Source organism: Streptomyces sp. ITFR-21 (assembly GCF_031844685.1).
Classification (GTDB): Bacteria; Actinomycetota; Actinomycetes; order Streptomycetales; family Streptomycetaceae; genus Actinacidiphila.
Window position 1 is genome coordinate 1234648 of record NZ_CP134605.1, and the last position, 25596, is coordinate 1260243.

Consider the following 25596-nt stretch of genomic DNA (forward strand, 5'->3'; position numbering starts at 1 on the left):
CGCCGTCGCCGCGGCCGGGTCGCCCGTTACAGCGCGGGCAGGATGGCCGGAATCAGGTCCTGGAAGGTGCGTCCGTTGGCGGGGACGCCGATCGCGGTCATCGACCAACCGCCCTGGCCGCGCTGCACCTTCGCCATGATCTGCGCGGTGTACGGGCCGCCGCCGGTGAGGGTGTACCGGGCGAGCTCCTGGCCGTTGGTCTCGTCCACCAGCCGGCAGAACGCGTTCTGCACCTCGGCGAAGGTCTGGCCCGTGAAGGAGTTCACCGTGAAGATGATCTGGTCGACGTGCACCGGAACCCGCTGCAGGTCGACCAGGATCGACTCGTCGTCGCCGCCCTGTCCGGCGCCGCCGACCACGTTGTCCCCGGTGTGCCGGACCGAGCCGTCATCGCTGGTGAGGTGCCGGAAGAACACCACGTCGACCGGCTGCTTGTCGGCGAAGAGGACCGCGGAGGCGTCCAGGTCGATCTCCCGGGTCCGGCTGCCGAACAGCCCGCGACGCGGTGCGGCCTGCCAGCCGAGCCCCATCCTGACCGCGGTCAGTGAACCCCCGTCGGCCTTGCTCAGGCTGATCTTCTGCCCCTTGGTCATATTGACCGTCACGCGCTGTCCCCTCTCACCCGTCACGCCGTCGTGTGCGGTACGTGTTCCGCACCCTAACAAGACGCCGCGCGGGGGGTTCCCGGTTCGTCGGCAGCGGATTCCAGCCGGTTCACGGCCGGATCGCGGGGCATACCCCCGGTGCCCCGCGCCCATCCCGCCGAGGCGTCGTCACGCCGTTCCCACCTCGCGCATCTGCCGCAGCTCCTTCTTCAGTTCGCCCAGTTCGTCGCGCAGCCGGGCGGCGACCTCGAACTGCAGCTCGGCCGCGGCGGCGTGCATCTGCTCGGTCAGCTGGGCGATGAGATCGGCGAGTTCCTCGGCGGGCAGCGCGGCGCCGCCTCGCTTGCCTGCGGCCTTGGCGGACAGGCCCGGCACCGGCGCCTTGCCGCGCGAGCGCTGCCGCCCGGAGCCCAGCAGCTCCTCGGTGTCGGCGTCCTCGCGGGCGAAGGAGTCCAGGATGCCGGCGATCTTCTTGCGCAGCGGCTGCGGGTCCACGCCCCGCTCCTCGTTGTACGCGATCTGCTTCGCCCGGCGCCGGTTGGTCTCGTCGATGGCCTTCGCCATCGCCGGGGTGATCCGGTCCGCGTACATGTGCACCTGCCCGGAGACGTTGCGGGCGGCGCGGCCGATGGTCTGGATCAGCGAGGTGCCCGACCGCAGGAAGCCCTCCTTGTCGGCGTCGAGGATGGCCACCAGCGACACCTCGGGCAGGTCCAGGCCCTCCCGCAGCAGGTTGATGCCGACCAGCACGTCGTACTCACCGGCCCGCAGCTCCCGCAGCAGCTCCACCCGGCGCAGCGTGTCGATGTCGCTGTGCAGGTAGCGGACCTGGATGCCGAGCTCCAGCAGGTAGTCGGTGAGGTCCTCGGACATCTTCTTGGTCAGCGTGGTGACCAGGACCCGCTCGTCCTTCTCGGTGCGCAGCCGGATCTCGTGCACCAGGTCGTCGATCTGGCCCTCGGTGGGCTTGACGACCACCTCGGGGTCGACCAGGCCGGTGGGCCGGATGATCTGCTCCACCACGCCCTCGCCGCGGGACAGCTCGTACGTGCCCGGGGTCGCGGACAGGTAGACCGTCTGCCCCACCCGCTCCTGGAACTCCTCCCACTTCAGCGGGCGGTTGTCGAGCGCCGACGGCAGCCGGAAGCCGTGGTCGACCAGGGTCCGCTTGCGCGAGGCGTCGCCCTCGTACATGGCGCCGATCTGCGGCACGGTGACGTGCGACTCGTCGATGACCAGCAGGAAGTCCTCGGGGAAGTAGTCGATCAGGGTGTCGGGCGCGCTGCCGGGCCCGCGGCCGTCGATGTGCCGCGAGTAGTTCTCGATGCCGGCGCAGGTGCCGATCTGCCGCATCATCTCGATGTCGTAGGTGGTGCGCATCCGCAGCCGCTGGGCCTCCAGCAGCTTGCCCTGCCGCTCCAGCAGCGGCAGCTGCGCCTCCAGCTCCTGCTCGATGCCGGCGATGGCCCGCTCCATCCGCTCGGGCCCGGCCACGTAGTGCGAGGCGGGGAAGACGTAGATCTGGCGGTCCTCGGTGATCACCTCGCCGGTCAGCGGGTGGAGGGTGTAGAGCGCCTCGATCTCGTCGCCGAACATCTCGATCCGGACGGCCAGCTCCTCGTAGACCGGGAAGATCTCCACGGTGTCGCCGCGGACCCGGAAGGTGCCGCGGGTGAAGGCCAGGTCGTTGCGGGTGTACTGGATGTCGACGAACCTGCGCAGCAGCTGGTCGCGGTCGATGACGTCCCCGACGTTGAGCCGGACCATGCGGTCGATGTACTCCTGCGGGGTGCCGAGGCCGTAGATGCAGGAGACGGAGGCGACCACGACCACGTCCCGCCGGGTCAGCAGCGAGTTGGTGGCGGAGTGCCGCAGCCGTTCGACCTCCTCGTTGATGGAGGAGTCCTTCTCGATGTAGGTGTCCGTCTGCGGGACGTACGCCTCGGGCTGGTAGTAGTCGTAGTAGGAGACGAAGTACTCGACGGCGTTGTTGGGCAGCAGCTCCCGGAACTCGTTGGCGAGCTGCGCCGCGAGGGTCTTGTTCGGCGCCATTACCAGGGTGGGCCGCTGGAGCCGCTCGATCATCCACGCGGTGGTCGCGGACTTGCCCGTACCGGTCGCGCCGAGCAGCACCACGTCCTGCTCACCCGCGCGGACGCGCTTTTCGAGGTCGTCGATGGCGGTCGGCTGGTCGCCGCTGGGCTGGAAGGGGCTGACGACCTCGAAGGGCGCCACACTGCGTTCGATATCTGATACGGGCCGCATGAGTCAACCGTACGGCCCGCCGCCGACAATCGGCCGGGGACCGCCGCCGGCGCCCCGGCGCGGCCGCTGTCGGACCCGCGTCCTAGCCTTTCGGGTGTGACGGAACTCGCGTGGACGGTGGTGGACGCGCCGATCGGACCGCTGCTGGTGGGCGGGACCGGGCAGGGGCTGGCGCTGGTGTGCTTCCGGGCCGGCGGGGCGGTGGTGGAGCGCGCCCTGGAGTCGGCCGGGCGGCGGCTGGGATGTGTGCCGGTGGCCGACGGGGAGCGGCTGGCACCAATCACCGAGCAGCTCGACGCCTACTTCGCGGGCGCCCTGCGGAACTTCTCGGTGCCGCTGGACTGGTCGCTGGTCACCGGCTTCAACCGGCGGGTGCTGCGGGAGCTGGCGGGCGGCGTCCCGTACGGGGCGGTGGCCAGCTACCAGGATCTCGCCGACCGGGTGGGCGAGCCGGGCGCGGCCCGCGCGGTGGGCGTGGCGATGGCCGCCAACCCGCTGCCGGTGGTCGTGCCGTGCCACCGGGTGATCGAGAGCGGCGGCGGCATAGGCGGCTTCGGCGGCGGCCTGGAGATCAAGCGCTCGCTGCTGGCCCTGGAGGGAGTGCTGCCGGCGCCGCTGTTCTGACCGCGCGGGGCTGTGCCGCCGCACGGGCGACCGGCCACCGCTCGGGCCGGGGTGCGGGCCGACCGCCCGCCGGGGATCCGCCGGATGCCCTCCGCCTCACCCATGGGCAGGGGCGCCGGACCGCCGCCGGCCGGCGGCGGGAGGCACGCCGTCCGCCGGGCGCGGCGGCGCGCCCGGGATCAGCCGGGTCGGCTCCGATCAGCCCGGGGCGGAGCAGGTCAGCCCGGGGCGGAGCAGGTCAGCCCGGGGCGAAGCGGGCGGCGGCCAGGTAGTCCGGGCGCGGGTCGAGCGCGGCGGCCAGCCGGAAGTGCCGCTGCGCCTCGTCGGCGCGGTTGGACCGCTCCAGCGTGCGGGCGAGCGCGAAGTGCGCGAACGCGTTGTCCGGCTCCCGCTCCAGCACGATCTGGAACTCCAGCTCGGCCGGCCGCAGTTGGGCCGCGGCGAAGAAGGCGCGGGCGCGCAGCAGCCGGGCCGCGGTGTTCTCCGGATGGGCGGCGATCACCGGGTCGAGGAGCTTTACGGCGCCGCGTGGATCCCGCGCCGCGAGCAGCTGCTCAGCGGCACGGAAGTCGATGACGTGCGTTTCGGGGGTGTGTTTGGTCAAGGCCGCCTCCCCTGGATCGGGCCACGGTGACGATAGTCGTCCGGTCAGACATACCCAACACGCCCGGCGGCAATCGCATTCCGCCGCCCGCGACAGCCCGGTGACCGGCCCGCCCGCACCGGCCCGCCCGTTCAGAGCAGCGCGCGCAGCCGCTCCCACACCGCGCGGACCTGTGGCTCCAGCGCCTCCAGCGGCCCGTCGTTGTCGATCACCTCGGTCGCCACCGCCAGCCGCTGCTCCCGGCCGGCCTGGGCGGCGATCCGGGCCCGGGCGTCGTGCTCGGTCATGCCGCGCAGCCGGACCAGCCGGTCCAGCTGGGTCGTCGGGTCGACATCCACCACGACCACCTGGTCGTAGCGGGCGGCCAGGCCGTTCTCGGCGAGCAGCGGCACGTCGTGCACCACGATGTCGCCGGGGCCGGCGCTCTGCCGCAGCTCCGCGGAACGGCGGCCGACCAGCGGGTGCACGATCGCGTTGAGCGCCTTGAGGCGCTCGGAGTCGGCGAAGACGATCGCGCCGAGCCCGGCCCGGTCCAAGGTGCCGTCCGGGTTCAGCACCCGCTCCCCGAACTCGGCGACCACCGCGGCCAGCCCTTCGGTGCCCGGCCGCACCACCTCGCGGGCGATGCGGTCGGAGTCGATCAGCACCGCTCCGTACGACGCGAACCGCCGTGCCACCTCGCTTTTGCCGGCGCCGATGCCACCGGTCAGCCCCACTGTCAGCATGGCCGACAGCCTACGGGTGCCGGCCACGCCGACGCCGGGCGGCTCAGCGGCCGTCGTCCTCCCGGTCGGCGAGGAAGCGTTCGAACTCGGCGGCGAGGTCGTCGGCCGAGGGCAGGTCGACGGGCTCGGCGATCAGGTTCTCCCGGCTCTGCGCGCCGGTCACCGCGTCGTACTGGCTCTCCAGACCGCGCACCACCGAGACCAGCTCGCTGTCGCCCTCGGCGACCTGGCGGTCGATCTCCAGCCGGACGGTGTGCGCCTCGTTGCGCAGCGCGTGCGCGATCTCGGGCAGCACCAGGCCGGTGGCGGCGGTGATGGTCTCCAGCACGGCCAGCGCCGCGTCCGGGTACGGGGAGCGGGCCAGGTAGTGCGGTACGTGGGCGGCCACACCGAGGACGTCGCGGCCTGCCTCGGCCAGCCGCAGCTCCAGCAGGGCGGCGGCGCTGCCGGGCACCTGGGCCTCGTCGAACCAGGCACGGTGGCCGGGCATCAGGTCGACCCGGTTGCCGTGCGGGGTCACGCCCACCGGGCGGGTGTGCGGGACGCCCATCGGGATGCCGTGGAAGTTGATGGCGAGCCGCACCCCGAGGCGCTCGACGACCTGCAGCACGGCGGCGGTGAAACGTTCCCACTCCACGTCCGGCTCGGAGCCGACGAGCAGCAGGAAGGGGGTGCCGGTACTGTCCCGGACCAGGTAGAGGTCGATCTCCGGCGGCTCGTACGCGGAGAAGTGGTCCCGCTCGAAGGTCATCAGCGGGCGCCGCGCCCGGTAGTCGACCAGGCGGTCCGCGTCGAAACTGGCGATCAGCTGGTTGTCGAGGCGGTCCAGCAGTTGGCGGGTGACCTGCTCGCCGGTCTCTCCGGCGTCCATGTAGCCCTCGAAGTAGTACAGCAGTACGGGCCCGGTGTCCCCTACCGCTTCGTCGACGGCTTCGGCCCCGCCCGGCACGTACTCGTACAGTCCCTGCGGATCCAACACGGTGCGTCCTCCTCGCTATCTGTCACACCCAACGAACGGAACGGGCTCGCCATTCCCCGTCCGCCGCGCGGCGGGCGGGGTCTTCCCCGGTTTCCGGGCGCCGGATTGCCGGTGCCGGAGCACGGTTGCCGGTGCCGGGGCGGGACCGGGGGGGGGCGGCGGACGGTCGGCGGGCCCGCAGGTCCGTCCGGAACCGTGCGCAACCACCAGAACCACCAGAACCGTCCGCAACCGACCGGTACCGTCCGGAACCGACCGGAGAAGAGGAACCACCGCGGGCCCGCGCCCCTCGTGTGAGGAGCGCGGGCCCGCGGTTACCGCATGGTGTCCTGGGTCAGGACTGGCCGCCCGCGAGCTTCTCGCGGAGAGCGGCGAGGGCCTCGTCGGAGGCGAGGGCGCCGGAGGTGTCCTCGGACTCCGAGGAGTACGAGCCGCCGCCGGAGACCGGGGCGGGCGCGGCGGTGCCGGCTTCGGCCGCCGCCTGCTCGTCGGCCTCGCGGGACTTGATGACCTGCGCCTGGTGCTGCTCGAAGCGGGACTGGGCGGTGGCGTACTGGCCCTCCCACTCCTCGCGCTGCTTCTCGTACCCCTCGAGCCAGTCGTTGGTCTCGGGGTCGAAGCCCTCGGGGTAGATGTAGTTGCCCTGGTCGTCGTAGGACGCGGCCATGCCGTACAGGGTCGGGTCGAACTCGACCGAGGCCGGGTCGGCGCCGAACGACTCGTTGGCCTGCTTGAGCGACAGCGAGATGCGGCGGCGCTCCAGGTCGATGTCGATGACCTTGACGAAGATCTCGTCGTTGACCTGGACGACCTGCTCCGGGATCTCCACGTGGCGCTCGGCCAGCTCGGAGATGTGGACCAGGCCCTCGATGCCCTCGTCCACCCGGACGAACGCGCCGAACGGGACGAGCTTGGTGACCTTGCCGGGGACGACCTGCCCGATCTGGTGGGTCCGGGCGAACTGCTGCCACGGGTCCTCCTGGGTCGCCTTCAGCGACAGCGAGACCCGCTCGCGGTCCATGTCGACGTCCAGCACCTCGACCGTGACCTCCTGGCCGACCTCGACGACCTCGGAGGGGTGGTCGATGTGCTTCCAGGACAGCTCCGAGACGTGCACCAGACCGTCGACACCGCCGAGGTCCACGAACGCGCCGAAGTTGACGATGGAGGAGACGACGCCGGAGCGCACCTGACCCTTCTGCAGGGTGGTGAGGAAGGTCTGCCGGACCTCGCTCTGGGTCTGCTCCAGCCAGGCACGGCGGGACAGGACCACGTTGTTGCGGTTCTTGTCCAGCTCGATGATCTTCGCCTCGAGCTCCTTGCCCACGTAGGGCTGGAGGTCGCGCACCCGGCGCATCTCCACGAGCGAGGCGGGCAGGAAGCCGCGCAGGCCGATGTCGAGGATGAGACCGCCCTTGACGACCTCGATGACGGTACCGGTGACGATGCCGTCCTCTTCCTTGATCTTCTCGATCGTGCCCCACGCGCGTTCGTACTGCGCGCGCTTCTTCGAGAGGATCAGGCGTCCCTCCTTGTCCTCCTTCTGAAGGACCAGCGCCTCGATCTCATCGCCCACGGCGACGACCTCGTTGGGGTCGACATCGTGCTTGATGGAGAGCTCGCGAGAGGGAATGACGCCTTCGGTCTTGTAACCGATGTCGAGCAGGACCTCGTCCCGGTCGACCTTCACGATGACGCCGTCGACGATGTCGCCGTCGTTGAAGTACTTGATCGTCTCGTCGATCGCCGCGAGGAAGGCTTCCTCGTTGCCGATGTCGTTGACCGCCACCTGCGGGGTGGTACGAGGGGCCTCGGTGCTGCTCGTCATTAGGGAAAGGACTCCGGTACGGACAGTAAGTCGTAGGTACTGCTACGCCGGGAACCCTTTTCGCTCCTGCCGAATGCCGGACAGCCGTTGAGGCCCGCGGGGTATGCGACAGTCTCGAGCGCGGCCTGCTAGGTCTGAGGCGCGCAGGCTCGCAGCGCAACTTGTAGCATACGGGGGCAGCCGTGCACGGTCAATGCACGAAGAGCGCACCACGCACGTAACAGACCGAACCGGCGCAAGCCACCCGCCCACAGGTCCCTTCAGAGAGTACGACGACTGCCGCGATGATCCAAGCACCCGAACCCGAAGCTACCCGTCGTATTGCCGGAGGAACGGAGAGCAGCCGGGCCAACCGCCACTGGTGGGACCGCAACGCGGACGACTACCAGCTGGAGCACGGCGACTTCCTGGGCGACGCCCGGTTCGTCTGGGGCCCGGAGGGTCTGGACGAGGCGGACGCCGGGCTGCTGGGCCCGGTCGCGGGGCTCAAGGGCCGGGCGGTGCTGGAGATCGGCGCCGGCGCCGCCCAGTGCTCGCGCTGGCTGGCCGCGCACGGCGCCCACCCGGTCGCCCTCGACCTGTCCCGGCGCCAGTTGCAGCACGCCCGGCGGATCGACGAGGAGGTGCCGGCCGCGGGCGGCCCGCTGCGGCTGGTGCAGGCCGACGCGGGAGCGCTGCCCTTCGCCGACGCCTCCTTCGACCTCGCGTGCTCCGCGTACGGCGCGCTGCCGTTCATCGCGGACACCGCGCGGGTGCAGCGGGAGGTACGGCGGGTGCTGCGGCCCGGCGGGCGCTGGGTCTTCTCCGTCACCCACCCGGTGCGCTGGGCCTTTCCCGACGAGCCGGGCCGGGAGGGGCTGACCGCGGTCGCCTCCTACTTCGACCGCACCCCGTACGTCGAGCAGGACGAGCGGGGCCTGGCCGTCTACGTCGAGCACCACCGCACCCTGGGCGACCGGATACGCGAGATCGCCGCGGCCGGGCTACGGCTGGTGGATCTGGTGGAGCCGGAGTGGCCGGCGTGGAACGACCAGGAATGGGGCGGCTGGTCGCCGCTGCGCGGCGCCCTGCTGCCGGGCACCGCGATCTTCGTCTGCGTGGCGGAGTGAGCCGGCGGACCGGGCCGCGGGGGCTCACCGGTTCGGGGCCCGGCCGGGGCGGCGCCGCGCCGGCCCCGGCGGCGGATCCGGGGGCGGCGGCGGGGTTGGGGGCGGCGCTCCCCTGGGCGCGTCCGCCGCGGGGCGGCGACCGGGAACGGCCGGCCGGCGGCAGCCGCGTGAGGCTCCCGTGAGCGGCGGCGCCGACGGGATCGGCGGGATCGGCGGGATCGGCCGAGCCCTACGTGCCGAGGGCCTGGCGCTGCCGGTCGCCTCGGCAGTGCCCGCGCTGCTGGCCGCACTCGGCTCACCCGGGTGCGCGGTGCTGTCGGCGCCGCCTGGCACCGGCAAGACCACCCTGGTGCCGCTGCTGATCGCCGAAGCCACCGGCGGGCGGGTGCTGGTGGCCGAGCCGCGGCGGATGGCTGCGCGGGCCGCCGCCCGCCGGATGGCGTGGCTGCTGGGCGAACCGGTCGGCGGCACGGTCGGCTTCACCGTGCGCGGCGAGCGCCGGGTGTCGGCCCGCACCACCGTGGAGGTGGTCACCACCGGCGTGCTGCTGCAACGCCTCCAGCGCGACCCCGAGCTGGCCGGGATCGGCACGGTGATCCTGGACGAGTGCCACGAGCGGCACCTGGACGCCGACACCGCGATGGCGTTCCTGCTGGACGTACGGACCCTGCTGCGGCCGGAGCTGCGGCTGGTGGCCGCGTCCGCCACCACCGACACCGCGGCCTGGGCTGCGCTGCTCGGCGGCGCGCCCGTGGTGGCGGCCGAGGGCGTGCTGCACCCGGTGGACGTGCGGTGGGCGCCGCCGCCCCGGCCGGTGCGCCCGCCGCACGGCATGCGGGTCGACCCGGCGCTGCTGGAGCACGTGGCGGCCACCGTACGGCGGGCGCTGCGGGAGCGGGACGGCGACGTGCTGTGCTTCCTGCCAGGTACCGGGGAGATCGCCCGGGTAGCGGGGATGCTGGGCGGCACGGGAGTGGACGTCCTGCAACTGCACGGGCGGGCGCCGGCCGCCGTACAGGACGCGGCGCTCGCGCCCGGGGAGCGGCGGCGGGTGCTGCTGGCGACGTCGGTGGCCGAGTCCAGCCTGACCGTGCCCGGGGTGCGGGCCGTGGTGGACGGCGGGCTGGCCCGCGAGCCGCGGATGGACCACGCCCGCGGGCTCGGCGCGCTCGCCACGGTCAGGGCGTCGCGGGCCGCCGCCGACCAGCGGGCCGGGCGTGCCGGACGCGAGGCGCCCGGCACGGTCTACCGCTGCTGGACCGAGGCCGAGCACCTGCGGCTGCCGGCCAGGCCCGCGCCCGAGATCGCGCTCGCCGACCTCACCGGTTTCGCGCTGCAGACCGCCTGCTGGGGTGACCCGGACGCGGCCGGCCTGGCCCTGCTCGACGCCCCGCCGCCGGGCGCGCTGGCCGGCGCGCGGGCGACCCTGCTCGGCCTCGGCGCCGTCGACGCGGCGGGCCGCGCCACCCCCCGGGGCCGCCGGCTCACCCGGCTCGGCCTGCACCCCCGGCTCGCCCGCGCCCTCCTGGACGCCGCCCCGGCCGCGGGCCCGGCCCGCGCCGCCGACATCACCGCCCTGCTCTCCGAGGAGCTGCCCACCTCCTACGGCCCTGACCTGACCGCGGCCTGGCACACGGCGCGGCGGGCCTCCGACCCCTACGCGGCGCGCTGGCGGGCGGAGGCGCGACGCCTGGAGTCGGCGCTGCGCGCGGACGAGGAGCGGGACGGCGGCGGGCCTGACGGCGGCAGGCACAGCGGCGCCGGCCGCGCCGAGAACGGGCGGCAAGGCGGCGGGCAGGACGGCGACGTTCCCGGCGACGTCCCCGGCGACGTTCCCGGCGACGTCCCCGGCGACGACGGCGGGCGGGGCGACGGGCACCGCGTCGACGCCGAACCGACCAGTGGGCAGCGGACACGCCACGGCGCGCGAACCGTCGACGAGCCCGCGAGGCGCGGTGGCTGCGGTGGCGGCGGTGGCGACGGTGGCGACGAGGGCGGCGGCCCGCGAGACGACCCGGCGACCGGCCGCGACGAACCCGCCGACAGCCGGCGAACCCATCGCGGCGGGCGGACCGGCAACGGACCCGCGGGCCACGCCGGGAGCGGCGGCGGCAGCGCGCCGAACCGCGGTCGGGAGGGCGACGGTCTCACGGATGACGCCGCCGCCGGGCTGGTGGTCGCGTACGCGTTTCCCGAGCGGGTGGCGCGGCGGCGCGGACCGGGGGTGTACCTGATGGTCGGCGGGACCGCCGCCGAGGTCGGGGGCGGTCTCGGCGAGGCGGAGTGGATCGCGGTGGCGGTCGCCGACCGCGGGATCGGGAAGGCGGCGGCGCGGGTACGGGTCGCGGCGGTGATAGACGAGGGGACCGCGCGGGCCGCGGCCGGCGGGCTGCTGGCCGGTTACGAGGAGGTCCGCTGGCGGGACGGCGACGTGGTGGCGCGGCGGGTGGAGCGGCTGGGCGCCGTGGAGCTGGCGGCGGCGCCGCTGCGGCGGCCGGACCCGGCGGCGCTGCGGGCGGCACTCGCCGAGGGGTTGCGCGCGGAGGGCACCGGCCTGCTGCGCTGGTCGCGCGACGCCCAGGGCGTACGGGAGCGCGCGGCGTTCCTGCACCGGGTGCTGGGTGAGCCGTGGCCGGACGTGGCGGAGGACACGCTGCTGGCACGGGCCGAGGAGTGGCTGGGCCCGGAGCTGGCCACCGCCCGCCGCCGGGCCGACCTGGAGCGGGTGGACGCGGGCGCCGCGCTGACCCGGCTACTGCCGTGGGCGAGTGGCGACGCCGCGCGGTTCGACCGGCTCGCCCCGGAGCGGCTGGAGGTGCCCAGCGGTTCCCGGATCCGGCTCGACTACAGCGGTGAGCAGCCCGTACTGGCCGTCAAGCTCCAGGAGCTGTTCGGGCTGCGGGAGACCCCGCGGGTCGCGGGCGTACCGGTGCTGGTGCATCTGCTGTCGCCGGCCGGGCGGCCCGCGGCGGTGACCGCGGACCTGGCGTCCTTCTGGCGTGAGGGCTACCGGGCGGTACGGGCGGAGCTGCGTGGCCGCTACCCCCGGCACCCCTGGCCGGAGGACCCTTCGGCGGCGGCGCCGACCCGGCACACCGCCGTGCGGCGCCGCTGAGGGCGCCGCCCCACCCGCCCGGCCGGCGGCTTCGCGGTCCTCAGACCCCGGCGGTCGCGGCGGGCCCGGTGACCTCGCCCGCAGTACCGCTCGGCGACGGCGTGGGGCCGTCGGTCGGGGTGTCGGTGGCGCACGGGTCGGGGGTCGGAGTGCCGGCGGGCGTCGCGGTGTCGGTGGGCGACGGCGAGACGCTGTCGGTCGGGGTCGGCGTCGCGGTGTCCGTGGGGCACCCGGGCGTCGTCGGGGTGCCGGTCGGCGAGTCGCTCGGCGCGGGCGTCCCGGTCGTCGGCTCGGGCGTCCCGGTCGTCGGCGCGGGCGTCCCGGTCGTCGGCTCGCCCGTGGTGGGGTCGCCGGTCGGCGTGCCGGTGGGGTCGGCGGTCGGCGACGTGCTCGGCGAGGGGGAGACCGAGCCCCCGGCCGGGAGCGACGGCGTCGGCGAGGGGCTGGCGGACGCCGACGGCGACGGCGACGGGCTCGCGGACGGGGCCGGGGTGTTCGGCGGCGGGGTGGCGCCGGGGCCGGGCGCGCCGGAGCGGTCCGGCACCGAGACGGCGCCGCCCGCCAGGAAGTGCTCGTACCAGGCCCTGACCAGGTTCAGGTAGTCCTGCGAATTGTTGTAGCCCAGGATCGCCCGGTCCAGGTCGGCCGGTACGGCCAGGTCGCGGCCGTCGGCGCACAGGTAGTGGGCGGCGGCCAGCGCGGCGTCGTAGACGTTGTTGGGGCTGCTGACCCCGTCGCCGTTACCGTCCGCGCCCCACCGCTCCCAGGTGGAGGGTATGAACTGCATCGGTCCGACCGCCCGGTCGTGCACCGGGTCGCCGTCGAAGGCGCCGCCGTCGGTGTCGCTGATGTTCGCGAAGCCGTTGCCGTCGAGGACCGGACCGAGGATCGGCGCGTACGTGGTGCCGTTGGCGTCGACCGCGCCGCCGCGGGCCTGCCCCGACTCCACCTGGCCGATGGCCGCGAGGAGCTGCCAGGGCAGGTGGCAGCCGGGGTCGCTCTCGGCGAGGGCGGCCTGCGCGCGCTGGTAGGCGTCCAGCACCGTCGTCGGCAGGCTCGTGCCGCCGGGCACCGCCACGATCGCGCCGCCACCGGGCGTACCGGTCGGCGTGGCCGGCGCGAACGGCCCGGTGGGCGTGTTCAGCGGCGGCAGCTCGGTGGTGTACGGCGAGCCGCCGTCGATCTGCGGACCGGCCGGGGGTGTCTCGGCGATCTCCTGCCGGTCCGGTGCCGCGGCGTGCGCGTGGGCCACCGGGAAGAACCCGGGGCCCTGTGACGCGCTGAGCGCGGCCATGGCCGCAGCGGCCACCGCCGTTCCCGCCGCTGTCCTGCGAAGCTTTCGGCCGTACCGCCGCGCCGACATATCGCGGTCCCTCCCACGTACGAGATGCGCGCGCGTCCCGGCGCGACAACTCGATTGACCCTACGGCAACTTCATGTCCCCGACCACAGGCTTCGGGCCATACACAGGGTATGAACCGGCGCAATTGGGCACGGCCCGGCCCTCCTCGGGAGAGCCTTCACCGAGGGGACGCGACACGTTCACACGGGTATCGTGCGATGTCAGCACAAGTGGCGGGCTTGCACCCGGATTTCGGCGGCCGGCCCACCGCCCGGACCGCCCCCCGGCCGTCCCCCTGCGGTCCGCAGCGCCGAGCGCCTCCCGACCGCCGCACGGGACGGCCTCCCGGCCGGCGCCCGCTCAGTGCGCCGCCGACTCCCAGTCCGGGCCGACCCCCACCGACACATCCAGCGGGGCCCGCAGCGGATACGCCCCCGACATCTCGCGGCGCACCAGCTCCTCGACCTGCTCCCGCTCCCCCGGGGCGACTTCGAGCACGATCTCGTCATGCACCTGGAGCAGCATCCGCGACGCCAGCGCCTGCTCGGCGAGCGCCGCGTCCACTCGCAGCATCGCGATCTTCACGATGTCCGCGGCCGAACCCTGGATCGGGGCGTTCAACGCCATCCGCTCGGCCATCTCGCGCCGCTGCCGGTTGTCGCTGGTGAGGTCCGGCAGATAGCGGCGCCGCCCGAGCAGCGTCTCGGTGTACCCGGTGCCCCTGGCCTCCTCCACCACCCGGTGCAGATAGTCCCGCACCCCGCCGAACCGCTCGAAGTAGGTGTCCATCAGCGCCCGCGCCTCGGCCGCCTCGATCCCCAGCTGCTGCGACAGGCCGAACGCCGACAGACCGTATGCCAGCCCGTACGACATCGCCTTGATCTTGCGGCGCATCTCGGCGTCCACCTTGTCCCGCGGCACCGAGAACACCTGCGAGCCGACCGTGGTGTGCAGGTCCTCCCCCGACGCGAACGCGGCCATCAGGCCCTCGTCCTCGGAGAGATGCGCCATCACCCGCAGTTCGATCTGGCTGTAGTCGGCCGTCAGCAGCGACTCGTACCCCTTGCCGACGACGAAGCCGCGCCGGATCGCCCGGCCCTCGTCCGTCCGCACCGGTACGTTCTGCAGGTTCGGGTCCGTCGACGACAGCCGGCCGGTGGCGGCCACCGTCTGACTGAACGAGGTGTGGATACGCCCGTCCGGCGCGACCGTCTTGACCAGGCCCTCCACCGTGACGCGGAGCTTGGCCTGCTCCCGGTGGCGCAGCATGATCACCGGCAACTCGTGCTCGGTCCGCGCGGCCAGCCAGGCCAGCGCGTCCGCGTCGGTGGTGTAACCCGTCTTCGTCTTCTTCGTCCTGGGCAGCGCCAGCTCACCGAACAGCACCTCCTGGAGCTGCTTGGGCGACCCCAGGTTGAACTCGTGCCCGACCGAGGCGTGCGCCTCCGCCACCGCGTGCTGCACCGCCGCGGCGAACTGCTGCTCCAACCCCTCCAGATGCGCCCGGTCGGCGGCGATACCCGTTCGCTCCATCCGGGCCAGCAGCGCCGACGTGGGCAGCTCCACCTCGTGCAGCAGCTCGACGGCGCCCACTTCCGGCAGCCGCCCGCCGAACACCTCACCGAGGTCCAGCACCGTACGCGCCTGCGCCATCAGCGCCTCCGCGGCTGCGGTGTCGCCCTCGTCCTCCTCGCCGAACGCCAACTGGCCGCTGCCGGTGTCCGCCGGGGCCAGCTCACGCCCCAGGTACTCCACCGACAACACGTCGAGCGCGAACGAACGGCGGCCCGGCTTGATCAGATACGCGGCCAGCGCCGTGCACATCGTGATGCCGTCGATCCGCCAGCCGTGCTCGGTGAACACCCGTGTCACGTTCTTCGCGTTGTGCAGCACCTTGGGCCGGTCCGGGTCCGCCAGCCACCCCGCGAACGCCCGCTCGTCGGCCTCGTCCAGTCGCGCCGGATCGAACCAGGCCGCGTCCTGCGCCCCGGCCAGCGCCACCGCCGTGACACTGCCGCTGCCCAGCTCCCAGGTGTCCACGCTGGCCAGACCCAGCGGCGCCCCCGCGTGCGCCTCCAACCAGCCCGGCAGAGCGCCCGGCGCCAGCAGCGTGCCGTCCACGGCGACGCCCTCGGCAATCGCCGCCTCCTCCTGCCGCGCGCCCGGATCCGCGGCGAACAACCGCTCCCGGAAGTTCGGGTTGCGGAACTCCAGCACGTCCAGCACCCCGCCCAGCGCCACCCGGTCGTACGGCTCCCGGGCCAGCTGCTCCGCGGTGGCCGGCAGCTCCACGTCACGGACCATCTCGGTCAGCCGCCGGTTCAGCTTCACCGCGTCCAGATGGGCCCGCAGGTTGTCACCCGCCTTGCCCTTCACCTCGTCCGCCCGCTCGCACAGCTCCGCGAACGACCCGAACTGGATGATCCACTTGGCGGCGGTCTTCTCCCCCACTCCCGGAATCCCGGGCAGATTGTCCGACGGGTCACCGCGCAGCGCCGCGAAATCCGGATACTGCCGTGGGCTCAGGCCGTACTTCTCGACCACCTTCTCCGGGGTGAACCGGGTCAGCTCGGAGACGCCCTTCGTCGGATACAGCACCGTCACATGCTCACTGACCAGCTGGAACGCGTCCCGGTCGCCGGTGACGATCAGCACCTCGTACCCCAGCGCCTCGGCCTGCACGGCAAGCGTGGCGATGACGTCGTCGGCCTCGAAGCCCTCCACCGCGAACCGGGGCACCGACATCGCGTCCAGCAGCTCGCCGATCAGCTCGACCTGGCTGCGGAACTCGTCCGGGGTCTTCGACCGGGTCGCCTTGTACTCGGGGAACTCCTCCGACCGCCAGGTCTTGCGCGAGACGTCGAACGCGACCGCCAGATGCGTCGGGCGCTCGTCACGCAGCGTGTTCGCGAGCATCGACGTGAACCCGTAGACCGCGTTCGTCGGCTGGCCCGTGGCGGTGTTGAAGTTCTCCACGGGCAGCGCGTAGAACGCCCGGTACGCCAGCGAGTGCCCGTCCAGCAGCAGCAGCCGCGGGCGGTCGGTCGTCGTCTTCGTTGCTTTCTCTGCCACGTCACCGATCCTCCCACGCAGCACCGACAATTTTTTGCTGGTGTTTTTTCGCCGCCACCTCGCCTGCGGCCGCCCCCCTTATTGCCGCCTTCTCGCCTCCGGCCGCTTCGATCCGGTGTCGACGGTCCTCGTCGTACGGTCGCTCCTTCGTCGCTCCCTTCTCCTCGTCTCTTTCGACACCGGCGCGGCCTTCGGCTCACCGGCTACCGGTGGCACCGCCGGCAGACGCGGGGGCATCCCCGGCCGTTCGGGGCGCGTGGGGCGGGGGTGGGCCCGGCGGCGGTGGCGGGGCCGGCGGCGGTGGCGGGGGGGAAGTGGCAGGATCGGGGTATGGCGAAGAAGCCGCCGGCAGGCGACCCCGTACAGGACGCACCGCACGTCGGTGCGCCGAAGCACGCCGCCGCGGGGCTGCCCGCGATCGCGCACACCGCGAAGATCGCCGGCGCCCAGATGGGCGCCCGGCGCACCGCGCTCACCCTGCTCAAGGTCAACCAGAAGAACGGCTTCGACTGCCCCGGATGCGCCTGGCCGGAGGGCGACCACCGGCACACGTTCGAGTTCTGCGAGAACGGCGCCAAAGCCGTCGCCGAAGAGGCGACCCTGCGCCGGGTCGGCCCCGACTTCTTCGCCGCCCACCCCGTCGCCGACCTCGCCGACCGCAGCGGCTACTGGCTCGGCCAGCAGGGCCGCATCACCGAACCCGTTTTGCTCGCCGAAGGCGCCACCCACTACCGGCCCATCGGCTGGGACGACGCCTTCGCCCTGATCGCCGACGAACTGACCGCGCTCACCACCCCCGACGAAGCCGTCTTCTACACCTCCGGCCGCACCAGCAACGAAGCCGCCTTCCTCTTCCAGCTCTTCGCCCGCGAGTTCGGCACCAACAACCTCCCCGACTGCTCCAACATGTGCCACGAGTCGTCCGGATCCGCACTCACCGAAACCCTCGGCGTCGGCAAGGGCAGCGTGCTCCTGGACGACCTCCACCAGGCCGAACTGATCATCGTCGCCGGCCAGAACCCCGGCACCAACCACCCCCGGATGCTGTCCGCCCTGGAAAAGGCCAAGCGGGCCGGCGCCCGGATCGTCTCCGTCAACCCGCTGCCCGAAGCCGGTCTGGAACGCTTCCGCAACCCCCAGACCCCGGCCGGCCTCGCCGGACCCGGCACCGTACTCAGCGACCTGCACCTGCCCATCAGGCTCGGCGGCGACCAGGCCCTCTTCCGCGCCCTCAGCCGGCTCCTCATCGAAGCCGACGCCCTCGACCACAACTTCATCACCACCCACACCCACGGCTTCGCCGCCTACCGGGCCGCCGCGCTCGCCACCGACCAGGACGAGGTGACCCGCGCCACCGGCCTCGACCAGGCCGCGATCGACCGGCTGTTCACCCTGGTCCGCGCCGCCAAAAGCACCGTGGTCTGCTGGGCGATGGGCCTCACCCAGCACAAGCACGCCGTCCCCACCATCCGGGAAGTCGTCAACTGCCTGCTGCTCGGCGGCAACATCGGCCGCCCCGGCGCCGGCGTCTGCCCCGTCCGCGGCCACTCCAACGTCCAAGGCGACCGCACCATGGGCATCTTCGAACGACCCGCCCCCGCCTTCCTCGACGCCCTGGAAGAAGAATTCGGCTTCACCCCGCCCCGCACCCACGGCTACGACGTCGTCCGCGCCATCCGCGCCCTGCGGGACGGCGCCGCCAAAGTCTTCTTCGCCATGGGCGGCAACTTCGTCGCCGCCTCCCCCGACACCGCCGTCACCGAAGCGGCCATGCGGCGCGCCCGGCTCACCGTCCACGTCTCCACCAAGCTCAACCGCTCGCACACCGTCACCGGAGCACGGGCCCTGATCCTGCCCACCCTCGGCCGCACCGAGAAGGACCGCCAAGCCCGCGGCGAACAGTTCGTCACCGTCGAGGACTCCATGGGCATGGTCCACGCCTCCCACGGCGGCCTCACCCCCGCCTCACCCCACCTGCTGTCCGAACCCGCCATCGTCTCCCGGCTGGCCCGCGCCGTCCTCGGCGACCACAGCCCCATACCGTGGGCCGACTTCGAACACGACTACGACCTGATCCGCGACCGCATCGCCCGCGTCGTCCCCGGCTTCACCGACTTCAACGCCCGGATACGGCACCCCGGCGGCTTCACCCTCCCGCACGCCCCCCGCGACTCCCGCACCTTCCCCACCGCCACCGGCAAAGCCAACTTCACCGCCGCCCCCCTCGAATACCCCCACCTACCCCAGGGGCGGCTACTGCTCCAGACCCTTCGCTCGCACGACCAGTACAACACCACGATCTACGGCCTGGACGACCGCTACCGCGGCATCAAAGGCGGCCGCCGCGTCATCCTCCTGCACCCCGACGACGCCACCGCCGCCGGACTCGCCGACGGCGACTACACCGACCTCGTCAGCGAATGGACCGACGGCACCGAACGCCGCGCCGACGGCTTCCGCGTCGTCTGCTATCCCACACCCCGCGGCTGCGCCGCCGCCTACTACCCCGAGACCAACGTCCTCGTCCCGCTCGACCACACCGCCGACACCAGCAACACCCCCGCGTCGAAATCCGTGGTCATCCGGCTCGAACACAGGGACCCCGCGCGCACCTGACGGCACACGTCCGGTAGAAACCTGTGCAACGGCCAAGCAGAGAACGGAGCCACGGTATGGGCGAGCAGACCACCACCACGTTCCCCCCGGAAATCCTGGAGCAGTACGCCGACCTCGGCGTGGACCTGCGGTCCCTGTTCTCCGCGGGACACCTCGGCGACCGCATGGGCATCCGCGTCACCGAGGCCGCACCCGACAAGGTGGTCGGCACCATGCCCGTCGAGGGCAACACCCAGCCCTACGGCCTCCTGCACGGCGGCGCCTCCGCCGTCCTCGCCGAAACCCTCGGCTCCATCGGCGCCATGCTCCACGGCGGCCCCACCAAAATCGCCGTCGGCGTCGACCTCAACGCCACCCACCACCGCGGCCTCCGCTCCGGCACCGTCACCGGCACCGCGACCCCCGTCCACCGCGGCCGCTCCTCCGCCACCTACGAGATCGCCATCACCGACGAAGCCGGCAAACGCGTCTGCACCGCCCGCCTCACCTGCATGCTCCGCCCCACCACCGCCACCGGCGCCACCGCCCCCACTCCCTAGAACACCGCCCGACCCGCCCCCTCACCACCGCGACCGACCGCCGCGCGCCGCGCCGCGCCGGTGAATGCCGCGGAACCCCCGGGGCAGTATTGTGCGTCGACATCTGCGAGCGCACGGACGCACCCCGGCGGCCCCCGCCCCACCGACCGACGTACGGGCGAGGGAGCGCCACCGGGGGTTCCTGAGGGGGACAGCACACGATGGACAGCAACGACGGCTCCGGCAGACCCGCGCACGGCGGGCCCGGTGACGGCGCCGAACGCTGGGTGGTACCCGGCTACACCCACGAACGAGACCTCGGCGCCGGCGCCTCCGGCCTCGTGGTACTGGCCCGCCACCAGACGACCGGCACCGCAGTGGCCATCAAATACCTGTCCGGCCCACTCGGCCAGGACCACCGCTTCCGGGAGGCGTTCCGCGACGAGGCCACCCTCCTCGGCGGCCTCGACTCCCCGCACATCGCCCGCTTCTACGAATACGTCGAGGACGGGCCCGACGCCGCCATCGTCATGGAACTCGTCGACGGCATCTCGCTGCACACCCTGCTGAGCCAGGAAGGCGCCACCGACCCCGAACCCGCCCTCACCGTCCTCAAAGGCTCCCTGCTCGGCCTGGCCGCAGCCCACGCCGCAGGCGTCGTCCACCGCGACTACAAGCCCGCCAACATCCTGGTCACCGCCGACGGCGGCTCCAAACTCGTCGACTTCGGCGTCGCCGTCCGCAGCGGCGAAAGCGGCACCGTCGCCGGCACCCCCTCGTACATGGCCCCCGAACAATGGACCGGCGGCCCGGCCACCCCCGCCACCGACGTCTACGCCGCCACCGCCACCTTCTACGAGTGCCTCACCGGTACCAAGCCCTACGCCGGCACCACCATGTTCGAACTGGCCGTCCAGCACACCGAGGCCCCCATACCCGACGAGCAGGTACCCGAACCGGTCCGCCCGCTCATCAGCCGCGGCCTCGCCAAAACCCCGCCCGAACGCCCTCAGAGCGCCGCCGAGTTCGTCGCCGAACTCCAAGCCGTCGCCACCGACGCGTACGGCCCGGACTGGGAGGAGCGCGGACAGCGCAAACTCGCCGCCCTCGTCGCCCTACTGCCCCTGCTGCTGCCCTCCGCCGCGGGCGGCACCGCGGCCACCACCGCCCTGGCCCACACCCGACTCGGCCAAAGCCCCGGCGGCGGCGCCGAAGCCGGCGCCCCGGCGAACCCAGGAGCGGGCGGCGCCGCCGGTACCGGTGTCGGTCTCGGCGCCGGGCCCGCCGCGCCGGCCGGCGCCCTCGGCTCCCTGCCACCCCACAGCGGAAGACGCCGACCACGCCTCGGCCGACACGGCAGACTCCTGGCCGGCGCGGTCACCGTCGTCCTCATCACCGGCGCACTCGCCTTCACCGCGGTCGCGACCGGCGGCAACGGACCCGTCGCCGACGCGTCCTCCACCACCACCCCGACCGCCCTGACCACCCTCACCTCGGGCCAGCCCACCGACCTCACCACCGCCCCCACGACAAGCACCACACCCTCGGCAGCACCGACCGCGTCCGGATCGGCGAGCCCCTCCGCGTCGGCATCGGCCTCCTCCGCCCCGCCCGACGACAGCACAAGCCTCCCCACGACCGGCGCCCCCACAGCGACCACCACAGGACCCGGCACCCCCGCGGCACCGACCACCGGACCGACGAAAAGCGGACCCACCGCCACCACTGCGACCACGAAACCCGCAGCGCCACCGACGACCACCGCCCCGCCGCCCCCGCACGTGACCTCCGTGTCCCTCGGCGGCCTCTCCTGCGACGACAGCGTCGTCAGCGGAACCGTGACCGTCCAGACCAACGGAACCGGCGGCACCCTGACCCTCACCTGGTTCCACGGCCGCAGCGCCACATCGTCGGGAATCCCCGTGGCCACGCAGTCGGTCACCCTCCCGAAGGGCAAGACGTCGTTCAGCCAGAACTACGTGCGCTACTTCGGCAACGACCCCGGCCCGTACTGGGGCCTGTCCGCCGCCACCAGCCCGAGCGCCGCCTCCACCAGCGGCAACCCCGCCACGATCCGCGCCTGCTACCCCGTCATCACCTGATCCGGCGCCCCTCCCCCCGCCACCCCCGCTCACCCGCCCGCCCTCAGGGAAGTCCACCATGCCCAACCCCCGCGACCCGCGCCTGCCCTTCACCGGACAACCCGGCCGCCCCGACGACGCCACCTACCGGCTGGGCGGCCCCGGCACCGGCACCAAACCCGGCCCCGCGACCGGGTACGGCACCGGCCCCACCACGCCCGCGGACACCAGCGAGCCGCCCCTCGGGACCGTACTCGACCCCGACTCATGGTCCAGCGAAGTCCCCCAGCCCACCGCCCCGCCAAAACCCGCGCCCGCAGCCGTACCCGCCCCGGTCACCGGCACCCCGCAGCACCCCACCGCCGGCCTACGCCGCTTCGGCCCCGGCGTACCCGGCACCGCCACCACCACCGGAACCGCCCACACCGCCGCCGTCTGGCACGGCACCGTACAACCCGGCCAACCACTCCTCCCGCCCGGCACGGCCGAACGCCGCCGCCGCGGCCCCCGCTCCTGGCTGCTCGCCCTCGTCGTCCTGCTCGCCGTCCTCGCCTACCTGCTCTGGCAGCACCTGCCCGGCTCGGTCACGGTCGACAGCGTCACCGTCCGCGACAGCGCCGCCACCCAGGGCTGCCACAGCACCGCGAAGATCATCGGCACCCTCCACACCAGCGGCGACGCCGGCACCGTCCGCTACCGCTGGCGCCGCAGCGACGGCACGGTCTCCGACAACCTCACCCAGCACATCGCCAAGGGCCACCGCACCACCGACGTCGTCCTCCTATGGAGCTTCGACGGCCCCGGCTCCCTCACCGCCACCGCCACTCTCGACATCCTCACCCCCGACCACCGCACGGCCTCCACCACCTTCCCCTACCACTGCGCCGCCTGACCGCCCCCTCACCACTTCGGACCCACATGCACGTCCATGAGCGCGACGGACGCCCGGCGGGCGACGGAGATGCCGTACGGCTGCCCACCGCGCCGGGTGACGCGCCACTCGACGCCGGCCTTGTCGAGGGTGTCGCAGTACAACCCGCGACGGCACGTCCCGTTGGGGGGAAGACCGCGCGCATCGCCGTCTCAGCAGCGTCCATCAGGCCGGGCCGGTCGTCAGCGCATGTGGTCATCAGGCTCGGCACGCGGTGACCGGAGTACTGCGAGATGTGGCCGTCGCCGCGGCAGAGGCGGGGCAGGTAGCCGTAGGCGGTGGTGCCGAGGGGAGAGCCGTCGCATCGGGGGCACGGCCGCACTCTGCCGGGACACTCACCACGGTTGGCCCGGTCCGTGTGACCCGGTAGCCGATGGTGCCAGCCGGTACACAGAGCCGGTGCCTACCTCGGCGTTCGGAATGCCTGAGCGCACGAGAGCGACGGCCCGGTAGCGGATCTTGGAGTCGTACACGGCCCGAGCCTGCTTCGCGCTCGGGGGGTCACGCAGAGAACCGCCCGCACATTCACCCTGTGCAGCGACCTTCCCAGGGATAATGCGAACCTTGGATTCACAGGCAAAGTGCCCCAGGTGGGATTCGAACCCACACTTTCGGCTGTTTGAGAGCCGCCTCTCTAACCAGTTGGAGTACTGGGGCCTAACGAAACAAAGGATAGCTTACCCCATCCGCCCCCCAACCCTAGCGGAGCTAGGTAGGCTCTACGTGCAGTCGCCGTCGTGAACCGAGGAGCACCGTGAGCGCGCCCGATGAGTCCGCTACCCCTCAGGATGAGCAGTCGACGCAGGCTGAGCCGCAGGCGCCGCCCGAGGGGCAGGCGTCGCGTGTGCCGTCGGTGACGACGAGGGTCGTGATCGCGGAGGACGAGGCGTTGATCCGGCTGGATCTGAAGGAGATGTTGGAGGAGGAGGGCTACTCCGTCGTCGGTGAGGCCGGTGACGGGGAGTCGGCGGTGAAGCTGGCGGAGGAGCATCGGCCGGATCTGGTGATCCTGGATGTGAAGATGCCGGTGTTGGACGGTATCTCGGCGGCGGAGCGGATCGCCGGGGAGAAGTTGGCGCCGGTGTTGATGCTGACGGCGTTCTCGCAGCGGGAGTTGGTGGAGCGGGCCAGGGACGCCGGGGCGATGGCGTATCTGGTGAAGCCGTTCACCAAGAGCGATCTGGTGCCGGCGATCGAGATGGCGGTGAGTCGTTTCCAGGAGCTGCGTGCGTTGGAGGCGGAGATCGCGGATCTGTCGCTGCGGTTGGAGACGCGGAAGCTGGTGGATCGGGCGAAGAGTGTGTTGCAGACGAAGTACGGGCTGACGGAGCCGGCGGCGTTCCGGTGGATTCAGAAGACGTCGATGGATCGGCGGATGTCGATGCAGGCGGTTGCGCAGGCGGTGATCGACGAGGTCTCGGAGAAGTAGGCGGTACGGGGAAGGGGGCCCGGCGGCGGTTGCCGCCGGGCCCCCTTCTGTGTTGTCCGGCTGTGTGGTGGCCGGGGTGGCCGTGGGGCCGGGGGTGTTCAGTCCTCGCCGAGGTAGGTGCGGCGGACGCCTTCGTCGTGGAGGAGTTCTTGTCCGGTGCCGGAGAGCCTGATGGTGCCGACGTCCATGACGTGGGCCTGGTCGGCGAGGGAGAGCGCCGCTTGGGCGTTCTGTTCGACGAGCAGGATGGTGGTGCCCTGGGTTTTGAGCTCGACGATGGTGGCCATGATCTTCTGCATCATGATGGGTGACAGGCCCATGGAGGGTTCGTCGAGCATGAGCAGTTTGGGCTGGGACATCAGGGCGCGGCCCATGGCGAGCATTTGCTGTTCGCCGCCGGAGAGGGTGCCGGCGGCTTGGCGGCGGCGTTCTCCGAGAATGGGGAAGAGTTCGTAGGCGCGTTCGATGTCCTGGGTGATTCCGCTGGTGTCCTTGCGGAGGTAGGCGCCGAGCTGGAGGTTTTGTTCGATGGTCAGACGGGGGAAGATGTGGCGGCCTTCTGGGGAGTGGGCGAGTCCGAGGGCGACGATCTTGTGCGGGGGGACCCGGGTGAGGACTTTCCCGTCGAAGGTGACGCGGCCGCCGATGGGTTTGAGAAGGCCGCTGAGGGTTCGCAGGGTGGTGGTTTTGCCGGCGCCGTTGGTGCCGATGAGGGTGACGACCTGGCCGGCTTCGACAGAGAAGGAGATGCCTTTGACGGCTTCGATTTTTCCGTAGGCGACGCGGAGGTCCTCTACTTCGAGCAGTGCGGTCATCGGTCGTTCTCCTGCTGCTCGTCGTCGGCCGGGGCCGGCTGGTGTTGCGTGGGCCGGTCTGCCGGTGCCCGGCCGTTGTCGTCGGTGGTGGCGGTGTCCGTGGCGGTGTCGTCGGTGCTGTCGGCGATGGGTTCGCCGAGGTAGGCGGCGATGACGCGGTCGTCGCGTTGGACGACTTCGGAGGTGCCTTCGACGAGGAGTTCGCCTTGGACGAGGACGGCGACGCGGTCGCAGAGGTTGAAGATGAACCGCATGTCGTGCTCGATGACGAGGACGGCGATGCCTTGGTCGCGGATGGCGAAGACGAGTTCTTCGGTGGCCCGGGTTTCCTGGGGGTTCATGCCGGCGGTGGGTTCGTCGAGCAGGAGCAGGCCGGGTTCGCTGGCGAGGGCGCGGGCGATTTCGAGCTTGCGCTGCTCGCCGTAGGGGAGGTTGCGGGCGAGGTGGCCGGCTTTTTCTGCGAGGCCGGTGAACTCCAGGAGTTCCATGGCTCGGGCGCGGGATTTCGCTTCGGCTCGGTGGTAGCCGGGGCCGCGGATGAGGGCGGAGAGCAGTCCTTCGCGGGTGCGGGTGTGGCGGCCGACGAGGACGTTTTCCAGGACGGTCATGTTGGCGAAGAGCCGGATGTTCTGGAAGGTGCGGGCGATGCCGGCTTTGGTGACGAGGTGGGGTTTGGGGGGGAGGACGGCGCCGCGGTAGGTGACGGTGCCTTCGGTGGGGACGTAGAGGCCGGTGAGGCAGTTGAAGAAGGTGGTTTTGCCGGCGCCGTTGGGGCCGATGAGGCCGACGATTTCGCCGCTGTTGACGGTGAGGTCGACGTTGCGGACGGCGGTGAGGCCGCCGAAGCGCATGATGACACCGCTGGCCTGGAGGAGCGGGCCCTCGTCGGGGGTGTGGGCGGGGACGGGTGCGGGGGTGCTGGTTGTGGTCATGGTGGT

At 72.6% G+C, this 25596-nt stretch carries 18 protein-coding genes, 1 tRNA gene and 1 pseudogene; 8 read left to right on the top strand and 12 right to left on the bottom strand.

Annotated features, from left to right (window positions below):
* Nucleotides 1-26: 26 nt before the first annotated feature.
* Complete coding sequence (locus RLT57_RS05535; RefSeq protein ID WP_311296238.1) at nt 27-605, bottom strand: TerD family protein; 579 nt, start codon at nt 603-605, stop codon at nt 27-29.
* Nucleotides 606-773: 168 nt separating this feature from the next.
* Nucleotides 774-2870 (bottom strand): excinuclease ABC subunit UvrB, encoded by a 2097-nt coding sequence (gene uvrB, locus RLT57_RS05540; RefSeq protein WP_311296239.1) that lies wholly within the window; start codon nt 2868-2870, stop codon nt 774-776.
* 96 nt (nt 2871-2966) lie between these two features.
* Between uvrB and RLT57_RS05545 the strand changes: the two genes are divergently transcribed.
* A complete protein-coding gene (locus RLT57_RS05545; RefSeq protein WP_311296240.1) occupies nt 2967-3494 on the top strand; it encodes a methylated-DNA--[protein]-cysteine S-methyltransferase in 528 nt (175 codons plus the stop codon).
* 238 nt (nt 3495-3732) lie between these two features.
* Here the strand turns inward: RLT57_RS05545 and RLT57_RS05550 are convergent, their stop codons facing one another.
* The 4 genes from RLT57_RS05550 to rpsA all read right to left on the bottom strand — a co-directional run bounded on the left by RLT57_RS05550 (nt 3733) and on the right by rpsA (nt 7630).
* A complete protein-coding gene (locus RLT57_RS05550; RefSeq protein ID WP_311296241.1) occupies nt 3733-4098 on the bottom strand; it encodes a tetratricopeptide repeat protein in 366 nt (121 codons plus the stop codon).
* A 131-nt stretch (nt 4099-4229) separates the two neighbouring features.
* Nucleotides 4230-4823 carry a dephospho-CoA kinase gene (coaE, locus tag RLT57_RS05555; protein ID WP_311296242.1) on the bottom strand — a complete coding sequence of 198 codons (594 nt, stop codon included), beginning with the start codon at nt 4821-4823 and terminating at the stop codon, nt 4230-4232.
* A 43-nt stretch (nt 4824-4866) separates the two neighbouring features.
* Nucleotides 4867-5802: a PAC2 family protein gene (locus RLT57_RS05560; RefSeq protein ID WP_311296243.1), complete on the bottom strand. Its 936-nt coding sequence runs from the start codon at nt 5800-5802 to the stop codon at nt 4867-4869.
* 334 nt (nt 5803-6136) lie between these two features.
* Nucleotides 6137-7630, bottom strand: coding sequence for a 30S ribosomal protein S1 (rpsA, locus tag RLT57_RS05565; RefSeq protein ID WP_311296244.1), 1494 nt, complete (start codon nt 7628-7630; stop codon nt 6137-6139).
* A gap of 284 nt (nt 7631-7914) precedes the next feature.
* Here rpsA and RLT57_RS05570 point away from each other — a divergent pair, with 284 nt between their 5' ends.
* Nucleotides 7915-8739: a class I SAM-dependent methyltransferase gene (locus tag RLT57_RS05570; protein ID WP_311296245.1), complete on the top strand. Its 825-nt coding sequence runs from the start codon at nt 7915-7917 to the stop codon at nt 8737-8739.
* Nucleotides 8740-8956: 217 nt separating this feature from the next.
* Nucleotides 8957-11854 carry an ATP-dependent RNA helicase gene (locus RLT57_RS05575; protein WP_399129770.1) on the top strand — a complete coding sequence of 966 codons (2898 nt, stop codon included), beginning with the start codon at nt 8957-8959 and terminating at the stop codon, nt 11852-11854.
* Between the two features lie 40 nt (nt 11855-11894).
* Here RLT57_RS05575 and RLT57_RS05580 read toward each other — a convergent pair whose 3' ends face one another.
* Together RLT57_RS05580 and polA are read right to left on the bottom strand one after the other, a co-directional pair.
* Complete coding sequence (locus RLT57_RS05580; protein WP_399128087.1) at nt 11895-13217, bottom strand: lytic transglycosylase domain-containing protein; 1323 nt, start codon at nt 13215-13217, stop codon at nt 11895-11897.
* Between the two features lie 339 nt (nt 13218-13556).
* Nucleotides 13557-16268, bottom strand: coding sequence for a DNA polymerase I (polA, locus tag RLT57_RS05585; RefSeq protein ID WP_311296248.1), 2712 nt, complete (start codon nt 16266-16268; stop codon nt 13557-13559).
* Nucleotides 16269-16598: 330 nt separating this feature from the next.
* Between polA and RLT57_RS05590 the strand changes: the two genes are divergently transcribed.
* The 4 genes from RLT57_RS05590 to RLT57_RS05605 all read left to right on the top strand — a co-directional run bounded on the left by RLT57_RS05590 (nt 16599) and on the right by RLT57_RS05605 (nt 22375).
* Complete coding sequence (locus tag RLT57_RS05590) at nt 16599-18884, top strand: FdhF/YdeP family oxidoreductase (protein WP_311296249.1); 2286 nt, start codon at nt 16599-16601, stop codon at nt 18882-18884.
* A gap of 56 nt (nt 18885-18940) precedes the next feature.
* Nucleotides 18941-19423 (top strand): PaaI family thioesterase, encoded by a 483-nt coding sequence (locus tag RLT57_RS05595; protein ID WP_311296250.1) that lies wholly within the window; start codon nt 18941-18943, stop codon nt 19421-19423.
* Nucleotides 19424-19623: 200 nt separating this feature from the next.
* Nucleotides 19624-21504 (top strand): serine/threonine-protein kinase, encoded by a 1881-nt coding sequence (locus RLT57_RS05600; RefSeq protein WP_311296251.1) that lies wholly within the window; start codon nt 19624-19626, stop codon nt 21502-21504.
* 58 nt (nt 21505-21562) lie between these two features.
* Complete coding sequence (locus RLT57_RS05605; protein ID WP_311296252.1) at nt 21563-22375, top strand: hypothetical protein; 813 nt, start codon at nt 21563-21565, stop codon at nt 22373-22375.
* Nucleotides 22376-22383: 8 nt separating this feature from the next.
* Here RLT57_RS05605 and RLT57_RS33250 read toward each other — a convergent pair.
* Nucleotides 22384-22524, bottom strand: a pseudogene (locus RLT57_RS33250) (helix-turn-helix domain-containing protein); the annotation flags it as partial.
* A 472-nt stretch (nt 22525-22996) separates the two neighbouring features.
* Nucleotides 22997-23071 (bottom strand) — tRNA-Leu (locus RLT57_RS05615).
* Nucleotides 23072-23258: 187 nt separating this feature from the next.
* Between RLT57_RS05615 and RLT57_RS05620 the strand changes: the two genes are divergently transcribed.
* Nucleotides 23259-23843, top strand: a complete 585-nt coding sequence (locus RLT57_RS05620; RefSeq protein WP_311300588.1) for an ANTAR domain-containing response regulator — start codon at nt 23259-23261, stop codon at nt 23841-23843.
* Between the two features lie 98 nt (nt 23844-23941).
* On the opposite strand, the gene RLT57_RS05625 is transcribed toward RLT57_RS05620, so the two are convergent.
* Together RLT57_RS05625 and RLT57_RS05630 are read right to left on the bottom strand one after the other, a co-directional pair.
* Nucleotides 23942-24658: an ABC transporter ATP-binding protein gene (locus RLT57_RS05625; RefSeq protein WP_311296253.1), complete on the bottom strand. Its 717-nt coding sequence runs from the start codon at nt 24656-24658 to the stop codon at nt 23942-23944.
* Complete coding sequence (locus RLT57_RS05630) at nt 24655-25590, bottom strand: ABC transporter ATP-binding protein (protein WP_311296254.1); 936 nt, start codon at nt 25588-25590, stop codon at nt 24655-24657. The genes RLT57_RS05625 and RLT57_RS05630 overlap by 4 nt, the downstream gene beginning before the upstream one ends.
* Nucleotides 25591-25596: the final 6 nt, after the last annotated feature.